Here is a 17279-nt window from a genome sequence, read left to right as displayed (position 1 = left end):
ACGATGAAACACATTTCCGCACTACTGCTTTTTGTATGCTTCCCGATGCATGTCCATGCACAGCCGCGCCGCCTTACGCTGGCCGAAACCGTGGAAGCTGCCCGGGAACAATCGATTGCTTCCAAGCAGGCGCTGACCCTGAAAAAGACAAATTACTGGAAGTACCGGTCTTTTCAGGCGGACTACAAGCCGCAATTAAGTTTGCTGGGCACGCTTCCCGGTTTTACAAGATCTTATATCGAGGTGGTTCAGCCGGACGGAACGGTTTCTTTCCAGCAGGTTTCCAATAATAATTCCCTGCTTAACCTTTCATTGAGCCAGAGCCTGGCGGCAACGGGCGGGACGATTTATGTGCAGCAGCAATTGCAGCGTTTTGACGATTTTGCCCGAAACAACACGCGTTATAACGGCATTCCGGTCGAGATCGGGTTCCGGCAGCCGCTGTTTCGCTTTAACCCGATGAAATGGGAAAGGAAAATACAGCCGCTCATATTTCAGGAAGGAAACCAGCAGTTTATCGCATCGCTTGAGAAAGTGGCGCTGGATGCGACGGGCTATTATTTTGAACTGCTTGTGGCGCAGGTCAATTTACAGATTGCTGAAAAAAACCGTAGCAACAACGATACTTTGTATAAAATTGCGCAGCATAAACTGGAACTCGGCAAAATATCACAAAATGACCTGCTGCAACTGCAGATGGGATTGCTTACTGCCCAGAAAGATCTTGCGTCAGCCAATCAGGCCGCAGCGGTTGCGACATTGAAATTGAAAATGTTTCTGAGTTCAAGAGACGAACGGGAACTGGAACTGGAAATTCCGATGGAATCCAATGAGTTCGAAATCGATACACGCATTGCACTGGATGAAGCTTTTGCCAACCGCTCAGATGCCATCGGCTTCCGGCGCAGGCTGCTGGAAGCGGAGCAGGAAGTACAGCTTGCCAGAAAAGAAAACGGCCTGAATGCCGAACTGAATGCCACTTTCGGCTTGTCGGATCAGGGAATCAGGCCAGCGGATGTATATGTAAGTCCGCAGGACCGGGAGTTTGTGGAGCTGAAATTTACGCTACCCATCATGACGTGGGGAAGAAACAAGGCGCGTTCCGAAGTAGCAAAGGCCAATCAGGAATTTGCACGGCAGACTGTGGAACAGGACAGGCTCACGTTTGAACAGGAAATATTTACACAGGTTACGCTTTTGCAAATGCTTCAGAAACAGGTGAAACTGACAAAGCTGGCCGACAACATTGCAGCGGACCGGTACCAGATTGCCAAAGAGCGGTTTATCCTCAGTGATTTAAGCGTAACAGACCTCGGCATTGCCACACAGGAAAAAGACATTGCCAGAAGGGATTTTATTCTGGCCCTGCGCGATTACTGGCAGTCTTATTACAGCCTGCGGCTACTTACATTGTATGATTTTGAGCAAAACAGAAAAATCAATTATTAATCCAAACATGTTTAAGCCATTTTAACCTTTAAACAAAGCCATGATCAGATTACAGAACGTAGAGAAAGTTTACCGGACAAGCGCCATCGAAACGCTGGCGCTCAACAACATCAACCTGAATGTCAAAAAAGGAGAATTCGTTTCCATTATGGGGCCTTCAGGATGCGGAAAAAGTACTTTGCTGAACATTATGGGCCTGCTCGACGAACCTTCCAGAGGGCATATTGAAATAGACGGAAGCAAAGTGGACAAATACCACGACAAAAATCTGGCGCAGCTGAGAAACAAGAAGCTGGGCTTTATTTTCCAGAGCTTTCACTTGATTAACGACCTTTCCGTGATTGATAACGTGGAAATTCCGCTTTTGTACCGAAGCAGTTCGGCCAGGCAGCGGCGGGAACTGGCGCAGGAAGCGCTGGAAAAAGTCGGGCTGAGCAACCGTATGAAGCATTTTCCGAAACAGTTGTCAGGCGGTCAGAAGCAGCGCGTGGCCATTGCGCGGGCCATTGTTGGAAAACCCGAGATTATCCTTGCCGATGAACCCACAGGAAACCTCGACAGTGCCATGGGAAATGAAATTCTGAGCATTCTTCAGAAACTCAATGAAGACGGAGCCACGATTGTGATGGTGACGCACGACGATGCCATGGCCAGGCGTACGCACCGGCTCATCCGCCTGTTCGACGGAACCCAGGTATTATAGCAAACTCATTTTTCCACACCCGTTCCAGTTAAAAAAATGCTTCTTAATTACATAAAAATAGCCTGGAAAGTATTGCTGCGGCATCCTTTCTATACATTTATCACGCTTTTCGGAATCAGTCTCACTTTGACCGTACTCATGGTGCTGACTTCTTTTCTGGATCATATTTTCGGGACGCATTATCCCGAGAACAAGCGTTTCAGGTCGCTTTATATCACCAGCGTGACGTATACGGATTCTTCCCGTACAACCCGCTCGCAGGGCCCGGCTTCCTTCCGTTTTCTTACACAGTATGCCAAGTCGCTTAAAACGCCCGAGCGCGTTGCCATTTCGTCCATGTTCGGTTATACCAATGCTTACGTAAACGGCAAACGGATCAAGCTGAATACGAAATATACCGATGCGGATTTCTGGTATGTCATGGATTTCGAATTTCTGGAAGGCAAGCCGTATAATCAGCAGAACATTGACAACGGCGATCACGTCATTGTGATTACGGATGCCCTCCGGAAGCAGTATTTTGAAGATGACGGCAAACCGGTGATCGGCAGGAATGTGGAAATCGAAAGTATCCATTACAAAGTCATCGGCGTGGTGAAAGGCAGTCCTGCGACACGCATTTATACGTACAGCGACGTTTATTTTCCATATACGGCCCCGAAAAGCAATTATCAGAGTGCAGGATTGCGGGGCAATTATATCGGCATCGTGCTCGCCCGGAACGAGTCGGATCTTCCCGCCATTCAAAAGGAGTTTGACAGCGGTATCCGTAAAATTCCGCTTCCGATTGTTGATTTTGAACAAAAGTATCCGGTTCTGATCGTGCAGGCCGACAAATACCTGGATCATTTCCTGAATGCGCTGCTGCGTGACGATTCGCTGAAGAACAGGTTTATATTTTATTCGATAGCCGGTTTTGTGCTGCTGATGTTTATGGGTCTGCCTGCGATCAATCTTATCAATGTGAACGTCAGCCGGATTCTGGAACGGGCCTCTGAAATAGGCGTGAGAAAAGCATTTGGTGCGCCTTCCAAAGCTTTGCTCTGGCAGTTTATTATTGAAAACGTATTCATCACATTTCTGGGCGGTTTCTTTGCGCTCGGATTGTCTTTTGCAATCATTCAGATCATCAATGCAAGCGGCTGGATCGCTTATGCCGACCTTACGATCAATGTTTCCGTATTTCTGGTCAGTATGCTGGTTTGTCTGTTTTTCGGACTGCTGTCCGGCGTGCTGCCCGCATTCCGCATGTCCAGACTGCGAATTGCCGAGGCGCTGAAAGTATAGTTCTGACTGCACGTTTATTCCTGTTTCATCCTTACCATTACAGCCATGTTACGTCATTTATTTAAATTAATCTGGAATAAAAAAGGCGCTCATTCGCTTCTGATTATCGAAATCTGGGCATCCTTTATGGTTTTGTTCGGCGTACTTTCGCTGATCGCATTCAACCTGAACAATTACCTGGAACCCATCGGCTTCGAATACAAAGACGTATGGGTACTTGATCTTTCCACCAATCAGGATACGGTAAACCTGCCCGAGAAATCGCTGCGGATCATGCAGCGGATCAGATCCTATCCGGAAGTCATATCGGCCTCGCGGACAAGCGCCAATACGCCGTTTTCTGCCAATCAGATGAGCAATAGCAGTACGTATAACAAAGTCTCCGTTTCACATGATTTCTACGTGACCGATGAAGATTTCAGCAAAACGCTTGATTTGCCCCTGCGGAAAGGACGCTGGTATGAAGAAAGCGATATAAGCGCAAGGTTCATTCCGATTGTCATTAACAAGAAAATGGAAGACAAACTGTTTGCCAACGAAAATCCGCTTGGCAAACTGATCAAGGAAAATGACACGCTTTCATATAAAATCGTGGGCGTTGTAGATAAATACAAGGCAAAAGGCGAATTTATGACTGATAACCCTGCTCTTTTCAAGATGCTTAAAAAAGAAGACTGGGACCGGAATGTCCTGATTAAAGTAAAACCCGGAACCGACGCCAACTTTGAAGCCAGGCTCGTAAAAGATATTGCCGCCATGACCGACCAATGGGGAATTGAAGTGAGTTACCTTTCGGAATCACGGAAAAACAGGCAGAACCTGACTGTGATTCCGGTGGTGATTTTTCTTGTGATCTGCGGTTTTCTGCTCACCAACGTAGCACTTGGATTATTCGGGATACTGAACCTGAACATTGCAAAGCGTAAAAATGAAATCGGCCTGCGCCGGGCGATGGGAGCAACGGAAGGAAACGTAACCACACAGTTCCTCGGTGAAATATGGGTGCTGGCCACGTTCAGTCTGATTATCGGGCTCATTTTTGCCGTCCAGTTCCCATTAATGCATGTTTTTGACCTGAACAGTGAAATTTACATCACGGCGATCCTTGCATCCATTACGGTAATTTATATAATTGTCACACTTTGTGCATGGCTGCCGAGCCGGCAGGCTTCGCTCATTCATCCGGCGCTGGCATTGCATGAAGATTAGTGAAAAAACAGAAATCCTGCATAGCCATTTGCCTAAATAAAAAACCAAATGCTGTTAATTGTTGACGACGACATTGCTGTACGCACTTCACTGACCTTGCTTCTCAAAAAGGAGGGATTTGCAGTAAAAGGCGTGACGTCGCCGGAAGAAACGATGGAAATCCTTCAAACGGAGACGCCTGAACTGATTTTGCTGGATCTGAATTTTTCCATTGAAACGTCGGGCAAGGAAGGCATGCAGCTCCTGCAAAGGATCAAAAAAGTTTGTCCTGCCGTTCCGGTCATTCTTATAACCGGCTGGGGAACCATTGATCTGGCCGTGAAAGGAATGAAAGAAGGCGCCATTGACTTTATTACCAAACCCTGGCAGAACGATTACCTGTTGCAATCCATACGTACAATCCTGAACCTTGCGCAGCAGGTTCCGCGCTCGGCAAGCAGGCGAAAACTGGAACAGCAGTATCATTTTGAAAATATCGTCGGACAGGACCCGAAGCTGCTTGATATTCTGGAAACGGTGGGACGTGTTGCGCCGACGGATGCCGCCGTGCTGATTACCGGCGAAAGCGGTACGGGCAAAGAGCTGATTGCAGAAGCGATTCATCTGAACAGCAAAAGAAAATCACGTCAGTTTGTAAAAGTAAATCTGGGCGGCATTTCTTCTACTTTGTTTGAAAGTGAATTGTTCGGGCATGTGCGCGGCGCATTTACGGATGCCAAAACGGACCGGATCGGCCGGTTTGAAATGGCCCATAAAGGTTCGGTTTTTCTGGATGAAATCGGGGAGCTGGATCTTTCGAGTCAGGTGAAGCTGCTCCGTGTATTGCAGGAACGTACTTTTGAACCGCTGGGAAGCAGCAAAAGCCGGACCGTGGATGTGCGTGTCATATGCGCAACCAACCGGAACCTCGAAGAAATGGTTGCGCTCGGGACTTTCCGTGAAGACCTTTATTACCGCATTAACCTCATTACTGTCAAACTGCCGGCATTGAGAGAACGACCCGACGATATTCCTTTACTGTCTGCTTTTTTTGTAAATAACCTGAAAACTATTTATCAGCGTCCCGACCTGCATCTGAGTGCGGCCGCTATGAAATGGCTGAAAACCTTGCATTTACAGGGAAATATCCGGCAGTTGAAAAACCTGGTGGAACGGACGGTTTTATTGTCGGGAAAAGATGAACTGGACATTGCTGATTTTCAAAAGAATTTGAATTCTGGACCGCAAATGGCCGCGCACAGAAATCTGCCCGAAGTAGGGACGATTACACTGGAAGAAATGGAATTTCAAATGATTACCAAAGCCATGCAGTTTCATCAGAACAAGGTGAGCAAAGTGGCGCGTTCCCTGGGTATCACACGGTTTGCACTGTACCGCCGGCTGGAAAAATACGGCATTGCTTACGATTCGGAAGAGGCATGAGACTATCCACGCGATTCAGGTACGTATTGTATATTTTGGCTCTGCATGCGGCATTGCTTTTCCTGGTTTATAAAATTCTGTATCAGGACAAGCTGCTTTTTATTGCATCCGAAATTTTTCTGCTGCTGTCCATTCTGTTTTCCATCGTCTTATACCGAAGTTTTATGCGGCCAATAGAATTTGTGCGTTCCGGAATTGAAGCCATCAAGGAAAAGGATTTTACCGTCAAGTTTGTCCCGACCGGAAAAGGGGAGGTGGATACGCTCATCGAGGTGTACAACCTGATGATTGATCAGCTGCGCGAAGAAAGAACCAAACTACACGAACAGCACTTTTTCCTTGAAAAGCTGATTGCTGCCTCGCCGATTTTCATTATCATTCTGGATTTTGACGACTGCATTGAATCCATGAACGTGAAAGCGACGCAGTATTTTAAAAATGACATTTATCCGTTCAAAGGCAGGAAACTGGAAGAAACGGGGCATCCGTTACTGATGGAACTGGCACACATTCCGGATGGCGAGTCGCGCGTTGTCAAGACAAACGGCGTGGTAACGTTCAAAGTTCAGCGTTCCCATTTTATGGATCAGGGTTTCAGGCGTTCGTTTCTGATGATTGAAGAACTGACGAATGAACTGCTGGAATCCGAGAAAAATGCGTACGGAAAAGTGATCCGCATGATGGCGCATGAAGTCAACAACACGCTGGGCGCAACCGATTCCATTCTTCAGACCACCGGTGCATTTCTTACGGACGAGTCCTTTCGGGACATCAAAGAAGCCATTCTGGTGGCTTCGGAACGCAACCGCAGGCTAACGCGGTTTATGCGAAATTTTGCCGACGTTGTACGGCTGCCCATGCCGGTCAGGGAAAGTACGGATGTAAACAAACTGGTCAGCGATGTTGTCGTTTTTATGGAGCCGGCTGCTGCGGGAAATGGCGTTTCGATCCGGCCTTTCTTGCCGGATTTGCCTGTTATGAAAAATATGGACGCCGGGCAAATGGAGCACGTGTTTGTTAACGTAATTAAAAACGCCATTGAAGCTTGCAAACCCGGAAATGAAATACAGCTCGAACTTTCCGAAAGCAATCTGATCATCCGAAACAACGGAGCGCCCATTAATCCCGAAGTCGGCAATCAGCTGTTTAACCCGTTTTTCAGTACCAAACGTGACGGGCAAGGCATCGGACTAACGCTAACAAGAGAAATTTTGCTTAACCACGGTTTTGAATTTTCGCTGGAAACAGACAGGAATGGCTGGACAGTCTTTGCGATTGAATTTAAATAAGAAGCAATAAACAGGCTTAATGCCTGCGAATGGAAACCGTAAATGCCGCAGCCGGATTTAGGACCATAAGCTGCTCAATCGCTGCATCGTTCATTCCTTTTTGTTTCAGAACCGGCAACAGCTTTTCTGAAATAGCCGTATAACCCCGGAACTTGCCGCCGTCGGGTTCTCCGGGCTGGTACCAGCCGGCATCATGCGAAATCAGGATCTTTTTCAAAAATCCTTCTTTTTTCAGGAACAAAATCAGTTCTGCATGTTCAGCAGCATTTTCTTCATTTATGCCGTCCAGACTGATCCAGCAGCCGGACGCGGCCGTTTTTACAAATTCTTCACGACTGCCTCTGGCATGCACCCACACAAATGCAGCCGGATCAACATTCAGGTTTTTGAGAATTTCAATTTGCTCGTTGGCAGGAACGGCCGGGCCCGTATGTGAACAGATTGTCAGGCCGGTTTTCAAATGCGTGAGCGCAGCCGCTTTGATCAGCTTTTGATGCAGTCCGGATAAATGTCCGTCATTGACGCCGATTTTAATAAATCCCGGTTTAACCGAAGTTTGTTCAATTCCGTTATTAAATTCTTCGGTCCACCGCTTCGCTAATTGTTCTGCCGTTTCGGTAAATGCCCATGACGGCAGATATTTGTTGTTGGAAGCACCGTAATAACCTGTATTTGTAAGCAAATTCAGGCCGGATCGGGCAGCAAGCTTTTCAAGCAGAACTACATCGCGGCCCAGGAATGCAGGTGTGCATTCCACCATACTTTTTATTCCTTTCGACTTGGCTTCCAGAAGGTACGGAAGCACTTTTTTGATTACATCTTCATGGTTCCAGCGGTCAGGCGATATTTTATCCGCACCGATAAAATCCACCAGTACATGTTCATGAATCAGCGTCACGCCCAGTTCAGCAGGTTTGATTTGCCCCTTAACCGTATGAATGTAATCCTTTTCAAAGCCTGCCATCCGGATCAGAAATGGAAAGGCAGCGCAGTATTTCAAAAAATCCCTGCGAGGCAGAAATGCTTTTTCCTGCATATAACAGAATCAGTTTACACCCATTGAAATAATCATTTACTCAATGATGATAAAAGGCGTAGGACTGAAAGATATAATGAAAATAATGAAAGCACAGATTCCAAGAATAATCCGCGGCGTGTCAAGCGGCTTGTTTTCATCCGTTTCAGGATGCCGTATTCCTAGAAAGCGGCCAAGAATGAAAATAAACGGAAGAAATCCTGTAGAACCTTCCCAATCCGGACGGATGTAGGAAACGGCAAATTGTCCTACAACAATAATCAGGCTCAGCATTAATCCCGTCAGCTGGTTATCACTGGCTCTGCGAAAACAGATGTAGATAAAATAGATGTAAATAAAGAGATAAAACAAACGTTCGTAAAATTCCTTGTCGTTTCCGGTAGCGAATGTCTCGGCACGAAAAAGCCCTAATCCTGCATAGAACACGAAAAATCCGAACAAGACCGGCGCAACTACGTCAAACCTTTTCTTTCCGATCATTCCGTAAAGAATATGGCCGCCGTCCAGCTGACCAATTGGAATAAGGTTAAGGGATGTGAAGAAAAGCGCAAGATACCCGGCAAAAATGTACGGATAATGGATCATTTCATAAGCATGCGGCAATCTTGAGGGATCGGCAACGTACGTTTTAAAAAGCCAGAAAAGGATGTTATCTCCCAAAACGATATTTCCGGAGGCGTTTTCATAAACAAACTGCGGATAACTCAACCCAAAGCGCTCATATTCCGGATGAATGCTGAAAATATACTCCGGCGGCGGCAAGTGTGTAAATCCGTACCATAACACAACCAATGCAGCAATAAACCCGGCAAGCGGACCGGCAATGCCTATGTCAAAAAATTTAAGTCTGGAACGCACAACGGAAGTAATCCGGATGAATGCGCCCATGGTACCAATACTCTGGGAAATGCCAAACCAGAGCGGAATATAATAAGGCAGCGTAACCCGGACCTGATGTGCCCTTGCGACGAAGTAATGCCCGAACTCATGAATGGTTAGGATCGCCAGAAAAGGAACAGAAAAGTTGAATCCCTGCAAAAACTGCGTCCATCCAAGCGGTTTTTCCACCAGAAAAAACATGTTACCGTAAATCCACTCCGCGCCGGCAAGTGTCGTTGTGATTACGGTGGTTATGAACAGGAGTGCCTGAATGAAATAGGTCCGCGTATTAGACTGCATAGTCTTTAAGATAATCGAGTATGGTTAACGGTTTCTGGACGTGGATGGTATCTATTCCCAGTTTGGAGGCACTTTCGATATTGGCTGCATTGTCGTCCAGAAAAAGCGTTTCTTCTGCAAGTAACCCTTCCTGTTCCAGTACTTTCAGGTAAATCCGCGGATCGGGCTTCATGAGCTTCATTTCATAGGAAAGAAATACGGTATCAAATAAATCCTGAAGTTTTTCTATTCCTGTGGAAGCTTTCAGGATTTTATTCACCTGCAGAATGTGGATGGAGCTTGTATTGCTGAGTAAAAAAAGACGGTAATTTTTCCGGAGTTTCTGAAGCAGTTCCACTCTTTCGGGCGGAAGGTCAAGAAGCAGGTTGTTCCACGCCGTATCAATGGCATCGTCCGATAAATCGGTAAAGCCGATGATTCTTCTTACAAAATTCCGGAAACCTTCTTCATCCAGTTCTCCCGTTTCAAATTGGCGGAAAATATCGTTTTCCTGAAAAATAGTCAGAATTTCACTTTGTTCTCTGCCGCTGAGTTCTGCAAATGATCTGGAAGCAATCGGTACATCAATGTTCAGGATAACATCGCCGAGATCGAAAATTATATTCTTGATTTTTTCGTTTTTCATCTGTTTGTTAATCAGCAAATAAGCAAAATACCCGATTCTCTTATTCTACAACAACGCCCATTGCACAGAATTTCTCGATTCGCTGTTCAATTCTTGCTTGTGTATCAATTGTCGATAATTCGGAAATGTTTTCAAGAATGACTCTTTTCAGCTCATTGGCCATCCAGTTATGATCCAGATGTGCGCCGCCGAGTGGTTCCGGAATGATGCCGTCAATCAGATTGTTTTTCTTCATGTCGCGGGCCGTGATTTTCATGGCTTCCGCAGCCTGTTCCTTGTAATCCCAGCTTCTCCACAGAATGGCCGAGCAGTTTTCAGGAGAAATAACCGAGTACCATGTGTTTTCCAGCATCAGTACGCGGTCGCCGATGGCAATTCCGAGTGCTCCGCCGGATGCGCCTTCACCGATGATTATGCAGATCACGGGCACTTTCAGCATGAACATTTCTTTCAGGTTTCTGGCAATGGCTTCGCCCTGGCCGCGTTCTTCGGCTTCCATCCCCGGAAATGCACCCGGCGTGTCGATCAGGGTAACGATGGGTTTGTTAAACTTTTCTGCCAGTTTCATCAGGCGAAGTGCCTTGCGGTAACCTTCCGGATTGGGCATACCGAAATTCCGGTGCTGTCTTTGCTTGGTATTCCTGCCTTTCTGCTGACCGATCAGCATGACGGACTGGCCGCCGACATTGGCAAGTCCGCCGATTACCGCCGGATCGTCCCTGACCTGACGGTCGCCATGCAGTTCAATGAATTCATCACAGATCAGTTCGATATAATCCAGCGTATAAGGGCGGTCCGGATGGCGGGACAGCTGCACGCGCTGCCACCGGGTAAGATTTTCAAAAATTTCTTTCTGAAGATCGGTGATGTTGTTTTCCAGCAAGGAAATGGCATTGGAAAAATCTACATTGTTATCTTTCGCCAATGTCTTCATTTCTTCGAGCTTTCTTTCCAGCTCGGCCATAGGTTTTTCAAAGTCCAGGTATGTTCTCATATAAAGGTTCTGATTGTTGAGGCGGAAGCCTTAAAGTTCGTAAGTGCGTCCTCTTGACGGTATTTCAACCGATTTGTATCCAAGTTCTTCAATTTTATTCTGGAAATCAGCCATGCTCTGCTTTTCCCCGTGGACAAGAAAAATTCCTTTCAGTTTTTCCGGGTCCTGCATTTTAACAAATTTCAGCAGATCGTTCTGATCTCCGTGCCCGCTAAATACGTCAATTTTTTCAATATTAGCCAAGACCGGCAGCTGCTTTCCGCGAATTGAAATGGTATCCTGCCCGTTCAGAAGCCTCCATCCGAGCGTTCCTTCCGAAGCGTAGCCGATCATCAGGATGGTTGCATACGGATTTCCGATATTCGCCTCCACGTGCTGTTCAACGCGACCGCCCTGAACCATCCCGGAAGACGAGATAATGATACACGGCTCATTGTAATTGGAAACGGCACGGCTTGCATCCGAACTTTCCAGATAAATAAGGTTGTCAAAATCGAAAAGCATGTCATTGTTCTCCTGAAAATTGCGTGCCTCCTTGTTGAGCAGCCTTACATGGCGCTGATATACCTTTGTGCTGCTGTGCGCCAGCGGACTGTCGGAGAATACTTTCAGGTACGGAAACGAATGTTCCATATACACTTTATTGAGCGTATAAAGCAGTGCCTGCGTACGTCCCACACTGAATGACGGAATGATCAGTCTGCCCGGAATATCAATGCATGTTCGCTTGATCACGTCCGCAAGCGCTTCCACCGGCGTTCCCTTGTTTTCATGCAGCCGGTTGCCGTAAGTGGATTCACAAACCAGGTAATCGACCGGAGGGATTTCCTGCGGATCGGTCAGCAGCGGGTAATTGCTGCGGCCTATATCCCCTGAAAAGCAGATCCTTTTTTTCTGCCCGTCTTCATAAACTTCCACAACGATATGCGCGGCACCAAGCAAGTGGCCGGCTGCATAAAACGTAATCGTTATATTGTCTGCAATGCGGTAACGCTGGCCGAAAGCCACGGGCACAAAGTTGTCCAAAGCTTCATTTACGTGTTTCTCAACGTAATAGTCCATCGGAACATCCTTCTTTTTGCCCCGTTTTCTGGCAGAAGAAGCACTTTTGGAATTCAGCCTTTTCTGATGCAAATTGGCCGCATCTTTAAGCAATAAGGTAGTAAGTGCAAGCGTAGGTTCGGTACACACAACCCTTCCTTCAAAACCCTCTTTATACAAATTGGGAATATTGCCGGAATGGTCAATATGCGCATGTGTTAAAAGAACCGTATTAATCAGACTGGCATCGAATGGAAAGACACTTTTTTGTTCTTCATATCTCGTTTTTCTACCTATCTCATCTAAATCAAAATCAGAGCCGCAATCAATCAATATCCGGTAATCGTCCGATTCCAAAAGGAACATACTACCCGTCACCTGCTGCACAGCTCCCCAAAATGTCAATTTCATACGCTGTAAATGGGGTAAATACGTATATTGCGATTTTTCACTCAGTGCGAAAATCAATATCACTTTATGGTCTTGTCACAACCAACATCCTGCAAAAGTATCAAAAAACCGGCTGAGAATTGGTGATTACTTGTTAGTTTAGATTTGTATTCCAAACTTTTGAACTGACCTTTATCAGTTACGGCCTTTATGAAATTCAGTGTTCTTCTTCTTTTCGTGCTTTTTCAGCCATCCGCATTTTCCCAAACCATTGACAGTCTTGCGTTAAATAATTTTCAGGATGCCGTGCTGGAAGTTCAGAACAGTGAATTGCTGCGAAGCGGTTCGCTGGCCGTCAGCATCAAATCGGTAAAAGAAGGTACAAATATTTTTGCATTGAACCCGGAACGATCCCTTCCTTCGGCTTCTACCCTGAAACTTGTTTCAACTGCAACCGCGCTGGCTGTTTTTGGCGGTGATTTCCAATTTCAGACGTTTCTTGAACACGACGGGATCATTCGGAACGACACGCTGATTGGTAATCTTTACATTCGCGGATCGGGCGATCCTTCGCTCGGAAGCGAACGTTTTAAAGGCTATTTGTCAGGGGCTCAATTGATTGCACGCTGGATCGGAGCCGTTAGGAAAGCAGGAATTGTACATATAAAAGGGAAAGTGCTTGCTGACGATTCTTTTTTCGACACTGAAACCGTTGCAAGTACCTGGATCTGGGGCGATATGGGAAATTATTATGGCGCAGGTGTACAAGGTCTGAACTTTAATGAAAACCAGTATAAGGTTAAATTCAAACCAGGTGCAGGCGTGGGCGATCCCGCCGCATTTGCAGGCATCGAACCGCTGATTCCCTATCTATCTTTTACAAATCAGGTTACAACGGGAGAAAGGGGAAGCGGCGACCAGACGATCATTTACAGCAGCCCTTTGGGAAATAATGTTGTGCTTACGGGTACAGTTCCAGCCGGAGTTCCGGTATTTTCGGTTAAAGGGTCCATTCCCGATCCGGCCGGTTATGCCGCATTCGCTTTGAAGTCGGGATTAAACAATGCATCGGTTTTTGTTCTTGACAGCAATCTGGCCGTGCCGGAAATCCTGCCGGTAACTGCCGTTCCCAGAGTTATACTGGACGAATATAAATCGCCGCCTTTACGGGAAATCTGTCAGCAGACTAATTTCTGGAGCGTCAATTTATTTGCAGATACATTTTTTAAACAAATCGGGAAAAGGCTTTCGGGGAAGTCGGATTTTGAAAGTTCGGCAGCGGCGGTAACCACATACTGGCTGAACCGAAATGCCGATATGCGGGGTTTTTACATTAAAGACGGCAGCGGATTATCGCCTTCGGGTTCCATTACAACCAATAGCCTGACCGATATTCTGAATGCCGCAAACAAGGATAAAAATTTCAGTGATTTCTATAAAAGCATTGCAGTGCTCGGCGTTAACGGAACTGTCCGCAATCTTGGAAAAGGAAGCAAGGCAGCGGGCAATATGCACGTTAAAAGCGGTTCAATCGAGGGAACGCGTGCGTATGCCGGTTATGTCACATCCAAATCAGGCTCATTGCTGAGTTTTTCAATCATTGCACACAAATACCTTCCGGGCAGTAACCGCGTGATTACAGACCAGCTCGTAAAACTGATGACACTCATGGCAGAACTATAAAAAGGGCGTTAAACAGCAAAAAGCATGTGCCGGTTTGCCGTTCAACGCTCTTTATAATTACTGCACTTTTTCGATCACCAGATTGTGGTTGGTGTAAATGCAAAGGTCGGCTGCGATTGTAAGGCCTTCACGGACCATTTCATCGGCGGATAAATGCGGTGCATGTTTTTTCAGCGCCTGAGCCGCAGAAAGTGCATAATTGCCGCCCGAGCCGATTGATGCAATGCCGTTTTCCGGTTCCAGAACATCGCCCGTTCCCGAAATAACCAGGATTTCATCCTTGCTTGCCGTAATCATCATGGCTTCCAGTTTTCGGAGGTAGCGGTCTGTACGCCAGTCTTTCGCCAGTTCAATGGCAGCGCGTTTCATGTTACCGCTGTATGCATTCAGTTTTTCTTCAAATTTCTCAAGCAATGTAAATGCATCCGCAGTCGAACCGGCAAACCCGACGAGGATTTTTCCGTTCATCAGCGTTCTGATTTTTTTGACATTGCTTTTGGCAACGGTATTTCCCATTGTAGCCTGGCCATCTGCGCCCAGTGAAACGGCTCCGTTATGTAAAACCCCCAGGACGGTCGTAGCGTGAATTTTTTCCATTGAATTGGCTCTTGGTTAAATCTTTGATAAAATAATTTATGACTGAAATTTCCTGATTTTCAACCTGCAAAAAACATTGTCAACCGGCATCAGCGGAAAATCTTCAGGCAACGCTTCTTTACTTATGATTTCAAATCCGTTCTTTTCATAAAACCGGATGGCAGCACCCAGTTTATCCATTGTACCGAGGTAAACGTTGCGAATGCCGGAGGCTGTACAATAATCTTCAAGCGTATCGAACAGAAGCTGCGCAGTCCGGAATTCCTTGCCGCGGAATTCTTTCTGAACAAACATTTTCCTGATTACACCGGCATTGTTGCCGATCCTGATCAAAGCAATGCTTCCCACAACTTTGCCTTCATAAATAGCCAGCCAGAATTGTCCGCCATTTTTGCGGTAAAACTCGTCCACTATAAAAAGGTCCGGCTGATCCTCGGCAGTAATCGGGATCTGAAATTCAATCTGCTGTATATGGAGAATGAGATCAACAATCTGATTCTGAAGATCTTTATGAAAGGGTATAATCTGGATCATATGCAGCAAATGAACTTTTGATAATGCTTACTTAAAACAAAAGTGCCAGGTTTTAAAACCTGACACTTTGTACATTTTAATCTATTTATAAACCGGATAACCTTTTCGTTTTCCTCAAAACGGTTTGTTAAACCAGCATGCTCATCGGTTCTTCAAGCAATTTCTTCACAGTCTGCAGGAATGCGGCCCCGAGTGCGCCATCCACAACGCGGTGGTCGGCAGAAAGGGTTACTTTCATGATATTTGTCGGGTAAACCGTTCCGTCTTCCTTGAAAGCAGCGACTTTCTTGATGGCGCCGATTGCAAGAATACAGGAATCCGGCGGATTGATGATGGCGGTAAACTCGTCAACGCCGAACATTCCGAGGTTGGAAATGGAGAAAGTATTACCTTCCCAGTCCTTGGGCTGCAGTTTTTTGTCTTTTGCTTTGCCAGCCAGGTCTTTTACTTCGCCCGAAATAGTGGAAAGCGTTTTTTTGTCAGCATCCCGGATGACAGGAACCAGCAAACCTTCGTCTACGGCCACGGCCACACCGATATTTACATAGTTATATCTTCTGATTTTGTCTCCAAGCCATGCTGAGTTAACGGCGGGATGTTGTTTCAAGGCCACAGCGCACGCTTTGATCACCATATCGTTGAACGAGATCTTGGCAGGGCTTACTTCATTCAGCTGCGGGCGCAATGCCATTGCTTTGTCCATAACAATTTCCATCGTTACATAGAAATGAGGCGCTGTAAACAGGCTGTCGCTCAGTCTGCGGGCAATGGTCTTACGCATCTGTGAAATAGGCAGATCGGTAAAATCACCCGTTGCAGGTACAGCAGGAGCCGGAGCCGGAGCGGCCGTTTCCGCCGTTTTTGCAGCAGGCGCCGGAGCAGCCGCAGGAGCTTCCGTTTTAGCAGCAGCGGCTGCCGCAGCAGGCTTGAACTCGTCCACATCGCGTTTTACAATGCGTCCGTTATCGCCGCTTCCTTCAACCTGGCTCAGGTTAATCCCTTTTTCATCCGCAAGGCGCTTTGCAAGCGGAGAAGCCTTGATGCGGTCGCCGGAATCAGCCACAGAAACACTTTTATCTGCAGATGCATCCTGATTTTCGGATTGCGCAGCAGGTTTTCCTTCGTCTGCAGCATCTATATTTTCAACGCCTGCTTCTCCGTTCTCACGTGCCAGCAAGGCTTCTACATTTGCACCTTCTTCACCGATAACAGCGATAATGGCATCCACAGGAACAGCTTCCCCTTCTTTGATTCCGGTATACAGCAGTGTTCCGTCTTCGTATGCTTCCAGTTCCATGGTGGCTTTGTCCGTTTCAACATCGGCCAGAATATCACCGGATTTTACTTTATCGCCTACTTTTTTCTGCCATGAAACCAGCGTACCTTCTTCCATGGTATCACTCATTTTTGGCATGCGCACCACTACTGCATTGATTTTTTCAGTCGATGGCGCAGGTTTTTTTGCAGGCTCCGGCGTGACCGTTTCAACAGCAGGTGCGGATGGCTGGGCTTCTTCTTTAGGCGCTTCCGCACTGGCACCGTTTTGTGCCGCACCGTTGCTGCCGCCATCCAGAAGCGATTTGTAATCTTCACCTTCGGATCCAACCACCGCCATTATTCCATTGATGGGAACAGCATCACCTTTATTAACGCCGATATAAAGAAGTGTACCGTCATAATAAGATTCCAGGTCCATCGTCGCTTTATCAGTCTCGACTTCTGCGATTATTTCACCGGATTTAATTTTATCACCTACTTTTTTGTGCCATTCTGCGATAACACCTTCTTCCATGGTGTCGCTCATTTTGGGCATACGAATTACTTCTGCCATATCGCTTGTT

Annotated in this window: 15 protein-coding genes; 7 read left to right on the top strand and 8 right to left on the bottom strand. The window is 46.6% G+C overall.

The features are described from left to right. Positions 1–3: 3 nt before the first annotated feature. The 6 genes from FEM33_RS14660 to FEM33_RS14635 are packed head-to-tail and all read left to right on the top strand — an operon-like array spanning position 4 to position 7359. On the top strand, positions 4–1449 hold the full coding sequence (locus FEM33_RS14660; RefSeq protein ID WP_229214245.1) for a TolC family protein: 1446 nt from the start codon (positions 4–6) through the stop codon (positions 1447–1449). Positions 1450–1489: 40 nt separating this feature from the next. Beyond that, positions 1490–2152, top strand: a complete 663-nt coding sequence (locus FEM33_RS14655) for an ABC transporter ATP-binding protein (protein WP_139012740.1) — start codon at positions 1490–1492, stop codon at positions 2150–2152. Between the two features lie 36 nt (positions 2153–2188). Continuing rightward, a complete protein-coding gene (locus tag FEM33_RS14650) occupies positions 2189–3439 on the top strand; it encodes an ABC transporter permease (RefSeq protein WP_139012739.1) in 1251 nt (416 codons plus the stop codon). 45 nt (positions 3440–3484) lie between these two features. After that, entirely contained in the window at positions 3485–4648 is a 1164-nt protein-coding gene (locus FEM33_RS14645) for an ABC transporter permease (RefSeq protein WP_139012738.1), read from the top strand. A gap of 48 nt (positions 4649–4696) precedes the next feature. Continuing rightward, complete coding sequence (locus tag FEM33_RS14640; protein ID WP_139012737.1) at positions 4697–6070, top strand: sigma-54-dependent transcriptional regulator; 1374 nt, start codon at positions 4697–4699, stop codon at positions 6068–6070. Continuing rightward, on the top strand, positions 6067–7359 hold the full coding sequence (locus FEM33_RS14635) for a sensor histidine kinase (protein ID WP_139012736.1): 1293 nt from the start codon (positions 6067–6069) through the stop codon (positions 7357–7359). The genes FEM33_RS14640 and FEM33_RS14635 overlap by 4 nt, the downstream gene beginning before the upstream one ends. A gap of 16 nt (positions 7360–7375) precedes the next feature. On the opposite strand, the gene FEM33_RS14630 is transcribed toward FEM33_RS14635, so the two are convergent. The 5 genes from FEM33_RS14630 to FEM33_RS14610 are packed head-to-tail and all read right to left on the bottom strand — an operon-like array spanning position 7376 to position 12645. Then, positions 7376–8395 carry a phosphotriesterase family protein gene (locus tag FEM33_RS14630; RefSeq protein WP_201747755.1) on the bottom strand — a complete coding sequence of 340 codons (1020 nt, stop codon included), beginning with the start codon at positions 8393–8395 and terminating at the stop codon, positions 7376–7378. Between the two features lie 36 nt (positions 8396–8431). Beyond that, positions 8432–9574, bottom strand: coding sequence for a site-2 protease family protein (locus FEM33_RS14625; protein ID WP_139012735.1), 1143 nt, complete (start codon positions 9572–9574; stop codon positions 8432–8434). Beyond that, positions 9564–10199, bottom strand: a complete 636-nt coding sequence (locus tag FEM33_RS14620) for an HAD family hydrolase (protein WP_139012734.1) — start codon at positions 10197–10199, stop codon at positions 9564–9566. The genes FEM33_RS14625 and FEM33_RS14620 overlap by 11 nt, the downstream gene beginning before the upstream one ends. Positions 10200–10239: 40 nt before the next feature. Then, positions 10240–11193 carry an acetyl-CoA carboxylase carboxyltransferase subunit alpha gene (locus tag FEM33_RS14615; RefSeq protein WP_139012733.1) on the bottom strand — a complete coding sequence of 318 codons (954 nt, stop codon included), beginning with the start codon at positions 11191–11193 and terminating at the stop codon, positions 10240–10242. 30 nt (positions 11194–11223) lie between these two features. Next, positions 11224–12645 carry an MBL fold metallo-hydrolase RNA specificity domain-containing protein gene (locus FEM33_RS14610; protein ID WP_139012732.1) on the bottom strand — a complete coding sequence of 474 codons (1422 nt, stop codon included), beginning with the start codon at positions 12643–12645 and terminating at the stop codon, positions 11224–11226. Positions 12646–12834: 189 nt separating this feature from the next. Here FEM33_RS14610 and dacB point away from each other — a divergent pair, with 189 nt between their 5' ends. Next, positions 12835–14307 (top strand): D-alanyl-D-alanine carboxypeptidase/D-alanyl-D-alanine endopeptidase, encoded by a 1473-nt coding sequence (dacB, locus tag FEM33_RS14605; RefSeq protein ID WP_139012731.1) that lies wholly within the window; start codon positions 12835–12837, stop codon positions 14305–14307. Positions 14308–14364: 57 nt separating this feature from the next. Here dacB and hslV read toward each other — a convergent pair whose 3' ends face one another. From hslV to FEM33_RS14590, 3 genes are all read right to left on the bottom strand, one after another. Further along, complete coding sequence (gene hslV / locus FEM33_RS14600) at positions 14365–14904, bottom strand: ATP-dependent protease subunit HslV (RefSeq protein WP_139012730.1); 540 nt, start codon at positions 14902–14904, stop codon at positions 14365–14367. Positions 14905–14940: 36 nt separating this feature from the next. Beyond that, positions 14941–15438: a GNAT family N-acetyltransferase gene (locus FEM33_RS14595; RefSeq protein ID WP_201747754.1), complete on the bottom strand. Its 498-nt coding sequence runs from the start codon at positions 15436–15438 to the stop codon at positions 14941–14943. Between the two features lie 127 nt (positions 15439–15565). Further along, on the bottom strand, positions 15566–17269 hold the full coding sequence (locus FEM33_RS14590) for a pyruvate dehydrogenase complex dihydrolipoamide acetyltransferase (protein WP_139012728.1): 1704 nt from the start codon (positions 17267–17269) through the stop codon (positions 15566–15568). Positions 17270–17279 lie beyond the last annotated feature (10 nt).

The sequence above is a fragment of the Dyadobacter flavalbus genome, from assembly GCF_006149045.1.
Taxonomy (GTDB): Bacteria; Bacteroidota; Bacteroidia; order Cytophagales; family Spirosomataceae; genus Dyadobacter; species Dyadobacter flavalbus.
This window is presented reverse-complemented; position numbering and strand designations above follow the sequence as displayed.